Origin of the sequence: Streptomyces panaciradicis (assembly GCF_023516615.1) — a bacterium.
GTDB classification, from domain to species: Bacteria; Actinomycetota; Actinomycetes; order Streptomycetales; family Streptomycetaceae; genus Streptomyces; species Streptomyces panaciradicis.
In genome coordinates this window covers 1-14633 of record NZ_JAMGBF010000225.1, presented here as the reverse complement: position 1 = coordinate 14633, position 14633 = coordinate 1, and the positions used below count along the sequence as shown (strand labels likewise).

The window sequence follows — 14633 nt, the reverse complement described above, 5'->3', positions numbered from 1 at the left end:
GCGGCGAGCGCGCGGCGGGCGGCCTCCAGGGCGGCGGGGGCCGCGGGCCCGGCCAGCAGGCGGGCGGTGCGCTCGCGGGCGCGCTCGACGTCGGCCAGGGCGTGCTCGACACGGTCGCCGGAGCGGCGGTTGGTCACGGCCACCGCGACGAGGAAACCGACCAGGGCGCCGACGACGGTGTCGACGACGCGCTCGGTGATGAGCTCTCCGGGCGCCTGGTAGCGGTTGAACTCGGTGATGAGCAGGGCCATCGGGGTCACGCAGACGGTGCCGAGCCAGTAGTTGCGGCCGATCAGGGCCTCGGCGCCGAAGTTGAAGGCCAGGCAGCACAGGACCAGGGCCGGCTGCCCGAGGTGGGCGAGCGGGGCGACGGCGGCGAAGAGCAGCACGCCGAGGATGTTGCCGACGACGCGCTGGACGCCCCGGCTCCAGGTGAGGGTGAGGTTGGCCTGGTACAGGGAGGCCGCCGTGACCAGCGCCCAGTAGGGACGCCCGACACCGAGGGCGAGGGAGGCGTAGCCGGCCAGGGCGCAGCCCAGCGCGGTGCGGACCGCGAGGGGGGTGAGCGGGCCGAGCCTGGTCCACAACGGCCGTGTGGGGACGGCGAGTTCGGCGTCGACGCCGAGGAGTTCGTCGGCGTCCCGCGGGTCGTGCAGGGCGGGAATCGGACCGCTGCCGCACAGGGCACGCGACCAGGTGCGCAGCAGTTCGGGGTCGGTGTCGGAGGGGGCGGCGAGGGCGACCTCCGCGCGCACGACGAGGTGTTCCAGGGCGCGCCTGGCGGAGGGGTCGCCGGAGGCCAGGAGGGCCTGCCAGGCGGCCTGGATCGCGGCGGCCGCGGCGGCACGGGAGCGGGGGTGGCCGTCGTCGTCGGCGTGGGTGGCGGCGTACGCGGCGGCCGCGTCGAGGGCCTGGGCGGCGGCCCGGCGCTCGGGACCGTGCGGGCGCAGCAGCCCCGGCGCCATGCCGACCAGCCACGCCCAGGCGCCGGCCGCCAGGGCCAGGGCGAGGTGGCCGGGCAGCTGGGTGAGGGTCTGCGGGACGAAGAGGGAGGCGGAGCTGATGAAGGTGAGCACCACGTTGCCGGGCGGGCCGACCCGGGTGGCGTCGCACAGCACCTTCTGCACGGCGGCGAGTACGGCGCCCACGGTGACCAGGACGACGGCGTCGGAGGTGAGGGAGGCCGCGGTCAGGGCGACGGCGAGGCCGCCGGCCATGCCCAGGACGACCCAGGCCAGGACGCGGGCCCGGGCGGCGTAGGGGCGGTTGTGGGCGTACAGGGCGCACAGCGATCCAGCCATGGTGTACATCGCCAGGTCGAGGCGGCCGAGGGCCAGCAGCAGGAGGTTGGGCGGGGCGACCGAGGCGACCACGCTCAGCGCGGGCTTGAACCAGATGGCGGAGGGGCGGCCGAGGCGCAGGACGCCGGCCAGGGGGAGGCGGCGGGTGCGCGGGACGGTGGGGACGGGGGTCGCACGGCTCATGGACATAAGATTATCAGGTGTTTTACTCGTAAAGTATTTCGTCGCGGGTCCGCTCACCTGCCGTGCTCCCGTGAATGCTCCCCGTGTACACCCTTGCGCTCGCGTGCGCACCGGACGGCCCGGGCATCGACGCACTGTCGAGACCGTCGAGCGGGGAGGTGCGCGTGCACGGACCGGCTTCGCCCGGCTGGCTGCTGGTCGCGCTGTGTACGGCGACCGGGGCCTACTGTCTGCTGCGGATGCGCAGCACCGTCGAGGAACAGCGCCGCTCCGCGGGCGGCGAGGCGCTGATGGGCTTCGGGATGGCCGCGATGGCCGTACCGGCGGCGGTGGTCAGCCAGCCGTCGTGGGCCTGGCCCGGCTATGCGGTCCTGTTCGGGTCGGCCGCGCTGCGCGCCCTGTGGGCCGCGCGCCGGGACCCGCACCATCTGCACCACCTGGTCGGGGCCTCGGCGATGGTCTACATGGCGGTCGTGATGGCCGCCTCCCCCGGCCACCACCCCGGGCACGGCGCGCCGTCCGGGGTGCCGCTGCTCACGGGGGTGCTGCTCCTCTACTTCACGGGCTACGTCCTGCTGTCCGGGGTACGGCTGGTCCCCGTGGCCGCGGGCGGCGGGACCGTGGGATGGGGAGACCGGCCGGAGCTGGCGAGGGCGTGCCGGCTGTCGATGGGGATCGCGATGGTGGCCATGCTGATCACCCTCTGAGCGCTGTCCCACGATCATGCTCCGGGCGCCGCCGCACGAGGACGCCGTCCCACGAACACGCTTCAAGCGCGGCCACATGATCACACTCCGAGCGTCGTCGCCAGGACGGTCTCTGAGCGCTTCCCACGAGCACGCTCCGGGCGCCGTCGCACGAGCACGCTCTGGACGCTGCCACACGTCACACTCCGCGCGCCGTCGCACGGACGGTCACGCCGCACAGGGCCCCGGCCGGGCGGGGGTCTCCCGGGAACCCGCGGAGGCGACACTCGTCCGCGTCGTGGCCGCGGGCCTCACCCGTCGGCGAGGATCACTCCATGCACAACCCGCCCGTCGACTCCCCGCCCCGTCCGCCGGACCACCGCCTCGCGGCGCGCGCCGCGGGTGCCGCGGGGGTCCTCGCGGTGTGCTCGGTGCTCCTTCTCGCCCTGGTCGCGGCCGAGTGGCGTCCCCTGACGGACCTCGACGGCGACGTCGCCCGCACCACCCATCGCTGGGCCGTGGACCAACCCGGCCTCACTCACGCCTGCCGCATCCTCACCGACTGGGTCTGGGACCCCTGGACGATGCGTCTCCTCGCCGCGCTCGCGGTGGTGTGGCTGGCGTGGCGGCGGTCGGCGTGGTGGACCGCCTGCTGGCTCGCGGCCACGGTGGCGGTGGGCTCGGTGGTCCAGCAGGGGCTGAAGGCCGCGGTCGGCCGCCCCCGCCCCGTCTGGCCCGACCCGGTCGACTCGGCCCACTACGCGGCCTTCCCCTCGGGTCACGCGATGACGGCCACGGTCGTCTGCGGGCTCCTGCTGTGGCTGGTCCACCGCTACGGCGCGGGCACCGCCCTGCGGCGGACGGCCCTGTGGGTGGCGGTGGTCTCGGTGACCGGTGTCGGCCTGACCCGGGTGTGGCTGGGCGTGCACTGGCCCTCGGACGTGCTGGGGGGCTGGCTGCTGGGGGCGACGCTGGTCGCGGCCGCCGTCATGGTCCACCGGCGGTGGGGCCCCGTGGGCTCCCGAGCAAGGTCTTCCCGTACGGCGGATCACCGCACGTAGGATCTCCCCATGCTCGCCGTCCTCTTCGACTTCTCCGGCACCCTCTTCCGCATCGAGTCCACCGAGTCCTGGCTGCGCGCCGTGCTGGCAGAAGCCGGGACGGCGCTCGCGGAGCAGGAGTTGCTGCAGGCGGCGAAGGCGCTGGAGGCGGCGGGCGCGCTCCCGGGCGGGGCCTCCCCGCTGCAGGTGCCCGCGGACCTCGCCGAGCTGTGGCGGGTACGGGACGCGAGCGCCGAGCTGCACCGGGCCGCCTACACCGGCCTGTCCCGCCAGGTGCCGCTGCCCGACCCCGCCCTGCACGACGCGCTGTACGACCGGCACATGACGCCGGCCGCGTGGGCGCCGTACCCCGACGCCGCCGAGGTGCTGTACGCGCTGTGCGAGCGCGGGCTCGGCATCGGCGTGGTCAGCAACATCGGCTGGGATCCGCGCCCCGTCTTCGCGGCCCACAACCTGGACCGGTTCGTGGACACGTATGTGCTGTCCTACGAGCACGGCATCCAGAAGCCCGACCCGCGGCTGTTCGCGCTCGCCTGCGAGGCCCTCGAGGTCGAACACCACGAGGTGCTGATGGTCGGCGACAGCCGCGAGGCGGACGGCGGCGCGGCGGCCCTGGGATGCCGGGTGCACTTCGTCGACCATCTGCCGGTGGACCGGCGGCCGGACGGCCTGCGCCCGGTGCTGGACCTGGTCGACTGAGCCGGGTCCGCGGCCCGCTACTCCAGATACCCCTCGACCTGCGACGAGGAGCGCACGTTCGCCTCGTCCGGGTTCTCCCCGAACTCCGCCTTGGCGCGCCGCTGCCGCAACAGGTCCCAGCAGCGGTCGAGTTCGCGCTCCAGTTGGCCGAGCCGCTGCTGTTCCGTCTCGCCGTCGATCTCCCCGGAGGCGAGGGATGTCCGGAGCCTGCGCTCGTCCTCGACCATCTCCGAGATCCTGGCCAGGATCCGCTCGTCCTGTTCCATGCCCCTACGCCTCCTCGGCTCGACACCGATGCCCACTGTAGGGACGCGGGGGCCGCTGTGCGACGGGAGTGGGAGAACCGGAGGTCACGGCCGCACAAGAGCCGAAACAGTCGCCTGAGGACACTTTCGGTGCTTGATGACCGCCCGCCTGAGACGATCCCCCGCGTCGCCCCAGACGGACGGCAGCCCTGACCACGCCCTTGGGAGGTGGCGGTCCGGATGCGTTGAGTATAGTTGGCTGGCAGCCAGTCAACGCAGGAGTTACAGCATGTCCCCGCGCAGCGCCTCGGTCAATGAAGAGTTGCGGAGACGTTCTCGGGAGCGACTCCTGCAGGCGGCTGTCGAGATGGTCGGCGAGCGCGGCTACGAGGCGACGACGCTCGGCGACATCGCGGACCGGGCCGGTTCGGCGCGCGGCCTGGTGTCGTACTACTTCCCGGGGAAGCGGCAGTTGGTGCAGTCGGCGGTGCACCGGCTGATGCACCGCACGCTGGAGGAGGCGCTGGAGCGCGAGCCGCGCACCGAGGACGGGCGGGAGCGGATGGCGCGGGCCATCGACGCGATCCTCGGCCTGGCCCGGGACCGGCCGGTGCTGATGCGCCAGCACATGGCGGGGCTGCTGCAGGCCGAGGGCTTCGTGCAGTGCCCGGAGCAGCAGCGGCTCGCCGAACTGCTGCGGGACACCGTCGCCCGGTACGGCTCGCCGGACGCGGCCACCGACTACCCCATGTTGCGCTCCCTGTTGATGGGCGCCGTCTACGCGATGGTGCTGCCGAACGTCCCGATGCAACTGGCCGCCATGCGGGCCGAGTTGTTCGCGCGTTACCGGCTCGACCGGGAGATGGGCGTCCCGCCGGACACCGGGGAAGCGTCCGGCGGGACTCAACCGTCCGACCTGTCACGGTTCTTCGCCACGGGCGAGGGGCCGGACGAGGGATCGGAGGTGCCGGCCGGGTCGAAGTAGCCCGGCCACGGCCGGAGCCGGAAGGACTCCGCGCGTCAGCGGCGCGCGTGACGGGGTGTCAGGAAGCCCGCGTCCCGCGCCTGCGAGATCATCCGCAGCGACTTGCGCCGGCTGTGACCGGTCGCGCACATCACCGCGAGGACGGGGTCGGCGCCCTCCTCCTGGGCCGCGCGGTACTCCTGCGCCACCAGCCACCGCCCCTCGATCCCGCGCGGCCAGGACGGGCGGGCCCGGCGCCCGCCCGCGGACTCCTCGCCCTCCGCGCCCGGTTCCCCGGTGAAGCCGCACGCCTCGAAGAGCGGTTCCTCGATCCACTCGGCGAACACCGCGAGGTCGTCGAGGGACAGCGCCGGCTGGGCCCGGACGTCCTCCAGGCAGACGCCTCCGCCGCCGGCCACGGCGAGCGCGTCGACCCGGGCGCCGTCGGTGAACGCCAGCCGGACGTGGAACCACGCCGTACTGTCCCCGCCCTCCCGCACTTCCCACGCGGGCCACACGGACACAGCGCCATCCGTCGGACAACGATCAGAAAGATTAAGAAAGGATGCTTCTAGCACACACGCAACGTAAGCGCATGATCACTTTCCATACGAACGGACACGCACGGGGGTGGCCGGCCGACACCCTGTCAGCGGAACACCCGCGGTGCCATCCTTGAGCCGTCCGCGATCCGGCTCCGTGAGGAGTTCCGCCGTGCTGCATGTCGCCGTCGTCGGCTCCGGGCCGAGCGGTTGCTACACCGCCCAGAGCCTGGTCCAGGCGGACCCGGAGGTCCTCGTCGACGTCCTGGACCGCCTGCCGTGCCCCTACGGCCTGGTGCGGTACGGGGTGGCACCGGACCACGAGAAGATAAAGTCGCTGCAGAACACCCTGCGTTCGGTGCTGGAGCACGAGCGGGTGCGCTTCCTCGGCGGTGTCCGCGTCGGCCCGGGCGGGATACCCGCCCCGCGGCTGCGGGAGCTGTACCACGCGGTGGTGTACTGCGTGGGCGCGGCCACCGACCGGCACCTGGGCATCCCGGGCGAGGACCTGCCGGGCAGCTGGTCGGCGACGCAGTTCGTGGCCTGGTACAGCGCCCATCCGGACGCCGCCGACGACGGGTTCGTCCGCGGCGTCCGCTCCGCCGTGGTCGTCGGCGTCGGCAACGTCGCCGTGGACGTCACGCGGATGCTCGCCCGGGGCGCGGCCGAACTGAGCACCACCGACATACCGCAGGCGGCGCTCGGCGCGCTGGCCGCGAGCCGGGTCGGCTGCATCCACATGGTGGGGCGGCGCGGGCCCTCGCAGGCCCGTTTCACGACCAAGGAGCTGCGCGAGCTGAGCGGCCTGCCGGACACCGAAGTCACCGTCGATCCGGCCGAGTTGGCGAGGGACCCGGAGTACGCCGATCCCTCCGCGCTGCCGACGGCGCGCCGCCGCAACACAGAGGTCCTGCGGGGCTGGGCGGACGAGTCGTCCGCCCGGGCGGAGCGGGCCGCACCCGTCCCGACGCGCAGCATCGCCCTGCGCTTCTTCCTGCGTCCCGTCGAACTGCTCGCCGACCAGGGGCGGGTGGGCGCGGTGCGGTTCGAACGGACCGTGTGCGACGGCCGCGGCGGCGTCACGGGCACGGGCCGGTACGAGGAGATCGAGGCGCAACTGGTGCTGCGCTCGGTGGGCTATCGGGGCCTGCCGCTGGAGGGGCTGCCGTTCGACCCGGTGCGCGGCACGGTGCCGCATCGCGCCGGGCGGGTGCTGCGGGAGGACGCCGTCGGGCCCGGTGAGTACGTGGCCGGCTGGATCAAGCGCGGCCCGACCGGCGTGATCGGCACCAACCGGCCGGACGCCAAGGAGACGGCGGCCTCGCTGCTGGAGGACGCACCCGTGCTGCTGCGCAGGGACGTGCCCGGCGATCCGCTCGCGGCCCTGCGCGCGGCCGGTGCCGAGCCGGTGACGTGGACCGGCTGGCAGGCGATCGAACGCGCCGAGGCGGCACTCGGGGCCTCGCTGGGGCGCGGCGTGGTCAAACTGGCCGACTGGGGATCGCTGCTGGCGGCGGCGCGGACGGCGGCCCCGTAGCGGAGTCGGCCACCTGTGGGTGGGCAGTACACAGAACGGCAACACGCCAGACATCAACAAACTGTTCAAGCCTCGTACGGTCTCGTGCTGTTCGGATGCCCCTGCCGCCCTGGAGTCCCCATGACCGCACCCTCCCCCGTCCATCCCGTCGACGAGATACCGCCCGTACGGCAGTTGGCGGCCTTCGGGCTGCAGCATGTGCTCGCGATGTACGCGGGCGCGGTGGCCGTGCCGCTGATCGTCGGCGGGGCGATGAAGCTGTCGCCCGCGGACCTGGCGTACCTGATCACCGCCGATCTCCTGGTGTGCGGCATCGCCACGCTCGTGCAGTGCGTGGGGTTCTGGCGGTTCGGCGTCCGGCTGCCGATCATGCAGGGCTGCACCTTCGCCGCGGTGTCGCCGATGGTGCTCATCGGGACGACCGGCGGCGGGCTGCCCGCGATCTACGGGTCGGTGATCGTCGCGGGACTCGCGATCACGCTGCTGGCGCCCGTGTTCGGCAGGCTGCTGCGCTTCTTCCCGCCGCTCGTCACGGGCACGGTCATCCTGATCATCGGGGTGTCGCTGCTGCCGGTGGCGGGCAACTGGGCCGCGGGCGGCGCCGGTTCGAAGGACTTCGGCGAGCCGAAGAACCTGGGCCTGGCGCTCTTCGTGCTGCTGGTCGTGCTGGGCGTCCAGCGGTTCGCGCCCGCGTTCCTGAGCCGGATCGCGGTGCTGATCGGCATCGCGGTGGGTCTCGCGGTGGCGATCCCCTTCGGCTTCACGGACTTCGGCGGCGTCGGCGACGCCGACTGGCTGGGCATCAGCACGCCCTTCCACTTCGGCGCGCCCACCTTCCACGTCTCGGCGGTCGTCTCGATGCTGGTGGTGGCGCTGGTGACGATGACCGAGACGACCGGTGACCTGATCGCCGTCGGCGAGCTGACCGGACGCGGGGTGGAGCCGCGCTCGCTGGCGGACGGTCTGCGCGCCGACGGCCTGTCGACCGTGCTGGGCGGCGTCTTCAACACCTTCCCGTACACGGCGTACGCGCAGAACGTGGGCCTCGTCGGGATGACCCGGGTGCGCAGCCGCTGGGTGGTGGCGGCCGCGGGCGGCCTTCTCGTGCTGCTCGGCCTGCTGCCCAAGCTGGGCGCGGTGGTCGCGGCGATCCCGGCGCCGGTGCTGGGCGGCGCGGGGCTGGTGATGTTCGGGACGGTGGCCGCGAGCGGCCTGCGCACCCTCACCCAGGTGGACTTCAGGGACAACCACAACCTCACGGTCGTGGCGGTGTCGGTGGCCGTGGGCATGCTCCCGGTCGGCGTGCCGGCGGTCTACGCGAAGTTCCCCGACTGGTTCCAGACCGTGATGAACAGCGGCATCAGCGCGGGCTGCCTGACGGCGATCGTGCTGAACCTGCTGTTCAACCACCTTCCCGGCAAGGCGGCTTCAGCCCCCGAGGCGGGCGGCCTGCCGGTCGGCGGCGGCGAGCAGGGCGTCGAGCAGTCCCGGGAAGAGGTCGTCTAGGTCGTCCCGGCGCAGGCCGTTCATCTTGGCCGTGCCCCGGTAGCACTGCCGGATCACCCCGGCCTCGCGCAGCACCCGGAAGTGGTGCGTGGTCGTGGACTTCGTCACCGGCAGCGCGAACTGCGAACACGTGAGCTCGTCCTCGGCCGCGGCGAGCTCACGCACGATCTGCAGCCGCATCGGGTCGGAGAGCGCGTGCAGCACGGCTTCCAGCCGGATGTCCGCACCGGCGGGGTGCGGCAGGTCACGGCTGCTGGTGGCGGGGGCGGTACTCACGGGACCATTGTACGAGAGGCATCGTAGTTTGACACCCGGCGTACTACGATGGCTATCGTACGAAGCGTCCTGCGGTCCCGCGAGAACGGAGCAGCCTCGTCATGAGCGCCCTCTTCCAGCCCTTCACCCTGCGTGGCGTGACCATCCCGAACCGGGTCTGGATGGCCCCCATGTGCCAGTACTCGGCCGAACCCGAGGGCCCCGGCACCGGTGCTCCGAACGACTGGCACTTCACCCACCTCGCGGCCCGCGCGGCCGGCGGCACGGGCCTGATCCTCACCGAGGCCACGGCCGTCTCGCCCGAGGGCCGGATCTCGCCGTACGACCTGGGCATCTGGAACGACGCGCAGGTCGAGGCGTTCCGCAGGATCACCCGCTTCCTCGTCTCCCAGGGCACGGTGCCCGGCATCCAGCTCGCACACGCCGGCCGCAAGGCCTCGACCGAGCGCACCTGGAAGGGCGGGGGCCCGGTGGGGCCCGAGGCGTACGGCTGGCAGCCCCTCGCGCCGAGCGCGGTCGCCTTCGACGACCGGCACGTGGTGCCGACCGAGCTGACGGTGGAGCAGATCCAGGAGATCGTCGGCCAGTTCGCCGACGCCGCCCGCCGCGCGCTCGCCGCCGGCTTCGAGGTCGCCGAGGTCCACGGCGCACACGGCTACCTGATCAACGAGTTCCTCTCACCGCACTCCAACCACCGCACCGACGCCTACGGCGGCTCCTACGAGAACCGCACCCGTTTCGCCCTCGAGGTGGTGGACGCCGTACGAGAGGTGTGGCCCGAGGACAAGCCGCTGTTCTTCCGGATCTCGGCGACCGACTGGCTTCAGGACGGCGGCTGGACGGCCGACGACACCGTGCGGTTCGCCGCGGACCTCCAGGCCCACGGCATCGACCTGCTGGACGTCTCCACCGGCGGCAACGCCTCCGGGGCGCGCATCCCGGTCCGGCCCGGCTACCAGGTGCCGTTCGCGGCCCGGGTGAAGGCCGAAACCACGCTGCCCGTGGCCGCCGTGGGCCTTATCACCGACGCCGAACAGGCCGAGAAGATCCTGGCCAACGACGAGGCCGACGCCGTGCTGCTGGGCCGCGAGCTGCTGCGTAACCCGTCCTGGGCGCGGCACGCGGCCCGGGAGCTGGGCGGGGACGTGCACGTGCCGGACCAGTACCACCGGTCCGTGTGACTCACTGCGGGGCGAAGTCCGAGCCGGCCGCGACGACGTGGCCGTGCAGGCCCTGCCACGCCTGGTGCTGGGCCAGCTCGGCCACTTCGCGGGTCTCGGCCACGACGTCACCGCGTTCCCGGACGAGACTGTCGTAGACGGGCAGGTGATCGGTGGGGTGCGCGTTCGGTGTCACGGCATGATCCTTCTCGGTGCGGTACGGCCGACCAGCAAATAAAACAGAGCCAGGTGGTCTTAACCGCGGAGAAGACGGACGCTTTCCGTGCGCATGGTGCGAACATCCTGTGTCACCGTGCCAGCCGCCGGATCGCCTCCTCCAGCCGGGGCAGGGCCCGCTGCCCCGACAGGGCCAGCGCGATCCCCGCGACGACCCCCGCCCAGGCGACCGGGCCCAGCGGGGTGCAGCCGAAGAGCCGGCTGACCCCCGGCGTCTGGACCAGGCCGACCAGCACCACCGCCGAGCCGATGGACGTGACCCGCACCAACGGGCTGTCCCGGCGGTCCAGCAGGGTCTGGGCGAGCTGGGTGCCGACCACTCCGCACAGGGCCATCGTGCCCGAGCGGCGGGTGGTGCCCGGTGTGAAGCGGCCGAACAGCCAGGCGACGAGCGCCCCCAGGCTGGTGGTCAGCGCGCGGGCCCGGATCTGCCGCATCAGCGGCGCGCCCAGCACGTCGGAGGTGTCCTCCGGCGATCCGGCCGTCGCCGCCTGCGCCTCCTCGTCCGGCGTCACCGCCACCGCCATCGCCGGGAACAGGTCGGTGAACAGGTTCACCAGCAGCATCTGCCGGGTCGACAGCGGAGCCCGGCCCGACACGAGCGTGCCGAGGATGCCGAAGCCGACCTCGCCGGCGTTGCCGCCGATCAGGATGGCGATGGCGTCGGCGACGCTGTGCCACAGAGCGCGGCCCTCGTGGATAGCGTCGATCAGGACCGACAGGTCGTCCTCGGTCAGCACCAGGTCGGCCGCGTTGCGCGCGGCCGCCGAGCCCCGGGCGTTGATGCCGACACCGACGTCGGCGGCCCGGATCGCGGCGGCGTCGTTCGCGCCGTCGCCGACCATGGCGACGACCCGGCCCGCGTCCCGCAGCGCCTCGACGACCTGCAGCTTCTGCTCGGGCGCGACCCGGGCGACCACCCCTACGTCCCGCAGCATCCGCGCCCTGGCCGCGCGGTCCGCGGCCATCAGCTCGTCGCCGGTGACCACGGCCGTGTCCTGCGGCCAGCCGAGGTCGGTGGCGATGGATCGCGCGGTCTGCGGATGGTCGCCGGTGAGCATGACCGGCCGTACGCCCGCCTCGCTCAGGCCCCGCAGGAGAGCCGGGGAGGTCTCCCGCGGGGGGTCCGACAGGGCCAGCAGACCGGTGAACTCCAGCTCCCGCAGCGGCTGTTCGAGTACGTCGCTCTCCTTCTCGCCGTCCGCCAGCCAGCGTTCGGCCACGGCCAGGACGCGCAGCCCGTCGGTGGCCAGCGCCGACGCCGTGTCCGAGGCGCCGGAGGGCAGACCGGTGCAGCCGGGCAGGATGTTCTCCGGCGCCCCCTTGACCACCAGCGTGCGCGAGCCGTCCGCGCTCCGGCCCACCGCGGCGGCGTAGCCGCGGGCGGCCTCGAACGGCCGCCCTTCCAGCTGGGTCCAGTCCGGGTCGGGTCCGGCCGCATCGAGCACCGCCTCGTCGGTGGCGTGCACGATCCGGTCGGTGTCGCCGTTCTGCGGACAGGCGCGCGCCGCGGCCCGCAGTGCGGGCCCCGCCGCTTCGTCGTCGACCGGGTGGACACCGCCGTCGGCGTCCGAGACGCGGGTCAGGCGCAGCTCGTTCTCGGTGAGGGTGCCGGTCTTGTCGAAACAGATGATGTCCATCCGGCCCAGCGCCTCCAGGGTGCGCGGGGTGCGGACCAGGACGCCGCGGCGGCTCAGCCGCCGGGCGGCGGCGAGCTGCGCCACCGTGGCCACCAGCGGCAGCCCTTCGGGCACGGCGGCCACGGCGACGGCCACCCCGCCGGCGACCGCCTCACGGACGGGGGTACGGCGCAGCAGGGCGAGCCCCGTCACCGCGGCTCCCCCGGCCAGGGTCAGCGGCAGCGCCTTCGCGGTGAGGTCCTGCAGCCTGCCCTGCACCCCGGCGGCCGGGGGCGTGCGGGAGGCGAGGTGGACGGCACGGGAGGCCTCGGTGCGCTCGCCGGTGTCCACCACGACGGCGCGGGCCTGTCCGGCGACGACGGTGGTGTGCTCGAAGACCATGCAGCTGCGCTCGGCGACCGCGGCGTGCGGTGTCGGGTCGGTCTGCTTGTCCACCGGCAGGGACTCCCCGGTCAGCGCGGACTCGTCGACCTCCAGCCCGTCCTGCCACAGCAGTCGTGCGTCCGCGGGCACCACGTCGTCGGTGCCGAGTTCGATCACGTCGCCGGGCCGCAGCCGGGCGGCGTCGACGATGTGGGTGCCGCCCTGCCCGGCCTCGTCCGGGGGTGCGACGCGCGCCATCTGCTTGTGCTCGTCCAGCAGCCCGGACAGGGCCCGTTCGGCCCGTAGCCGCTGGAACCCGCCGACCAGCGCGTTCAGATCCAGTGCCCCCACGACCAGCAGGGCGTCCACGGCGGACCCGAGGATCGCCTCGGCGGCCGAGCCGACCGCGAGCACCGGGGTGAGGGGATCGTGCAGTTCCCCGCGCACGGCCTGGCCCAGTTGCACCGACCAGCGTGCCGGTGCGAACAGCGGATGCCGGCCCACGCGACGGGCGGCCCGGCCCGCCCGGGCCGTGACCTGCCGCCTCTCGCCCGGTTCCGCCTCGGCCAGCCGCTCCAGATGCCGTCGTACGCCCTTGTGGTCCAGTTCGTGCCACGCCACCCGTGGACGGGGGTGCGGAGCGGGGGCGGCCGCGGCGCGCAGGGCCGCGCGGGCGCCGGAGAACAGGGCCACGGCAGCGCTCACGTCGACCGGGGTGTGGCGCAGGCCGGGCCACGGCGGGCGGCCCCGGCCCTGTTGGCGGGCCTCGCCGACCGCCACCAGGATGCCGGACAGGGTGGCCCCGGAGCGGGCGAGCGTCTGGGACCGGCGGCCGACCGCGCGCGCCGCCGGGATCGCGGACAGCAGCCGCCACGCGTCGGTCAGACCGTGCGGCGCCAGCACGTCCGCGCCCCAGACGACGGCACCGCCGTGGTCGGTCAGCGCGACCGCCACGTCACCGCCGTGCAGCCCGGTCAGCACGTCCGTGTCGTCCGTCGACCGGGGCCGGGCGACGGTGACCACCGTGGCGCCCTCCTCCCGCAGCCGGCGCACCGTCTCGCTCAGCGACGCGCCGGCGGGCAGCACGGTGTCGGCGAGACCGGTGAAGTCGGCGAGGGCCGGATCGTCGCCGAGCACGACGCGCAGTCCGGCCCGCCGTGCCGCGTCCAGGACCGGTTCGGCCCACTTGTCCGCTCCCTCGCCCGGCGCGCGCAGGGCGCTCGGGTGCAGGACGACGGTGTCGGCCATCTCCAGCTCGCGCAGGCGTTCGGTGTCGCGGACCAGGACTCCGGTCCGGGACAGCGCGGTGCTCAGCACGGCGTGGAAGGCGGCGGGACCGTAGCGCGCCGCCTTGGGCGAGCCCGCGAGGACCGCCTCGGCGGCCTCGGTGGTGTCGCGCTTGACCAGCAGGGCGGCCACGGCGCCGAGCAGACTGCCGACGGAGGCGTGACCGGCGTACTCCTGCGCCGGGGACGTCCGCAGCGGCGGGCGCGGCGAGTGATCCGCCGGTACGCCGAACCGCTCGGGCGTGCACACCTCGTCGTGCGCCGTCTCGAAGGCGGTCACCCGGGCCACCGTCTCGACCAGCTCGCAGGAGCGCAGCGCGCCGTCGAGCACCAGGGCGGTCGGGGTCCGGCCCGCTCCGTGCACGGCCGCGTTGACGCCGGCCAGCAGCAGATCCATCCGGGTACGGCCGAGACGGCCGCGCAGCCAGCCGCGGACCCTGGGGTTCTCGCGCAGCAGCGTGACCAGCGCGGTCACCTGGCGGGGCGTCGGCGGCAGCCGCAGGCCGTAGCCGGCCAGCGCGAACGCGACGCCCAGTCCGTCGGCCGCGAGGGCCGCCGCGGCGGCCCGCACACCGGCCGGGTCGGCGGGGTGGGCGAACTCCTCCACCGACTCGTCGGTCGGCACCAGGCCGTGCCGTTCGGCGGCCTCGGTCGCCGCCTCCACGACATGGTCGCCGAGCGCCTCCTCGGCGGCGACCACCACCAGCCTGCGCAGGCCGCCGTCCCAGTACGCGTACGCCACGTCCGGCCGCTCGGCCAGCGTCTCGGCGACCCGCCGGGCCAGATGCTCCTTCCCGCCCTCCCGATGCACCCGGTCCGGCTCCTTGGGTCGCAGCGCGATGTGCGCCCGGGTGCCGGCCCGCCAGGGACCCCGACTGCCCGGCAGCGCCGCCCGGACGACCCGTGTGACGTGCGCGACGCCGTCCGCGCCGCGCACCCCGGCGCGG

General features: G+C 74.1%; 13 protein-coding genes. 7 read left to right on the top strand and 6 right to left on the bottom strand.

Annotated elements, in window-relative coordinates:
* The coding region (locus M8J74_RS41850; protein ID WP_249841408.1) for an FUSC family protein at positions 1–1484 on the bottom strand (1484 nt) is incomplete at its 3' end.
* A 164-nt stretch (positions 1485–1648) separates the two neighbouring features.
* Here M8J74_RS41850 and M8J74_RS41845 point away from each other — a divergent pair.
* The 3 genes from M8J74_RS41845 to M8J74_RS41835 all read left to right on the top strand — a co-directional run bounded on the left by M8J74_RS41845 (position 1649) and on the right by M8J74_RS41835 (position 3930).
* Entirely contained in the window at positions 1649–2191 is a 543-nt protein-coding gene (locus M8J74_RS41845) for a DUF5134 domain-containing protein (RefSeq protein ID WP_249841407.1), read from the top strand.
* Between the two features lie 314 nt (positions 2192–2505).
* Positions 2506–3231 (top strand): phosphatase PAP2 family protein, encoded by a 726-nt coding sequence (locus M8J74_RS41840; RefSeq protein WP_249841406.1) that lies wholly within the window; start codon positions 2506–2508, stop codon positions 3229–3231.
* 9 nt (positions 3232–3240) lie between these two features.
* Positions 3241–3930 (top strand): HAD family hydrolase, encoded by a 690-nt coding sequence (locus M8J74_RS41835; RefSeq protein WP_249841405.1) that lies wholly within the window; start codon positions 3241–3243, stop codon positions 3928–3930.
* A 17-nt stretch (positions 3931–3947) separates the two neighbouring features.
* Here M8J74_RS41835 and M8J74_RS41830 read toward each other — a convergent pair whose 3' ends face one another.
* Positions 3948–4196 carry a DUF2630 family protein gene (locus tag M8J74_RS41830; RefSeq protein ID WP_249841404.1) on the bottom strand — a complete coding sequence of 83 codons (249 nt, stop codon included), beginning with the start codon at positions 4194–4196 and terminating at the stop codon, positions 3948–3950.
* Positions 4197–4464: 268 nt separating this feature from the next.
* On the opposite strand from M8J74_RS41830, the gene M8J74_RS41825 reads away from it, so the two are divergent.
* Positions 4465–5160, top strand: coding sequence for a TetR/AcrR family transcriptional regulator (locus tag M8J74_RS41825; RefSeq protein ID WP_249841403.1), 696 nt, complete (start codon positions 4465–4467; stop codon positions 5158–5160).
* 35 nt (positions 5161–5195) lie between these two features.
* On the opposite strand, the gene M8J74_RS41820 is transcribed toward M8J74_RS41825, so the two are convergent.
* Positions 5196–5663 (bottom strand): DUF6214 family protein, encoded by a 468-nt coding sequence (locus M8J74_RS41820; RefSeq protein WP_249841402.1) that lies wholly within the window; start codon positions 5661–5663, stop codon positions 5196–5198.
* A gap of 190 nt (positions 5664–5853) precedes the next feature.
* On the opposite strand from M8J74_RS41820, the gene M8J74_RS41815 reads away from it, so the two are divergent.
* Positions 5854–7218: an FAD-dependent oxidoreductase gene (locus M8J74_RS41815; protein ID WP_249841401.1), complete on the top strand. Its 1365-nt coding sequence runs from the start codon at positions 5854–5856 to the stop codon at positions 7216–7218.
* A gap of 120 nt (positions 7219–7338) precedes the next feature.
* Positions 7339–8724, top strand: coding sequence for a nucleobase:cation symporter-2 family protein (locus M8J74_RS41810; RefSeq protein ID WP_249841400.1), 1386 nt, complete (start codon positions 7339–7341; stop codon positions 8722–8724).
* On the opposite strand, the gene M8J74_RS41805 is transcribed toward M8J74_RS41810, so the two are convergent.
* On the bottom strand, positions 8647–9000 hold the full coding sequence (locus M8J74_RS41805) for an ArsR/SmtB family transcription factor (RefSeq protein ID WP_249841399.1): 354 nt from the start codon (positions 8998–9000) through the stop codon (positions 8647–8649). The two genes, M8J74_RS41810 and M8J74_RS41805, sit on opposite strands and share 78 nt — an antisense overlap.
* 101 nt (positions 9001–9101) lie before the next feature.
* Here M8J74_RS41805 and M8J74_RS41800 point away from each other — a divergent pair, with 101 nt between their 5' ends.
* Complete coding sequence (locus tag M8J74_RS41800) at positions 9102–10181, top strand: NADH:flavin oxidoreductase/NADH oxidase (RefSeq protein WP_249841398.1); 1080 nt, start codon at positions 9102–9104, stop codon at positions 10179–10181.
* 1 nt (position 10182) lies between these two features.
* On the opposite strand, the gene M8J74_RS41795 is transcribed toward M8J74_RS41800, so the two are convergent.
* Together M8J74_RS41795 and M8J74_RS41790 are read right to left on the bottom strand one after the other, a co-directional pair.
* The gene (locus M8J74_RS41795) at positions 10183–10356 is read right to left on the bottom strand and encodes a hypothetical protein (RefSeq protein WP_249841397.1); all 174 of its coding nucleotides are present in this window, start codon (positions 10354–10356) and stop codon (positions 10183–10185) included.
* A 112-nt stretch (positions 10357–10468) separates the two neighbouring features.
* On the bottom strand, positions 10469–14633 hold a 4165-nt coding region (locus M8J74_RS41790; protein ID WP_249841396.1), incomplete at its 5' end, for a cation-translocating P-type ATPase.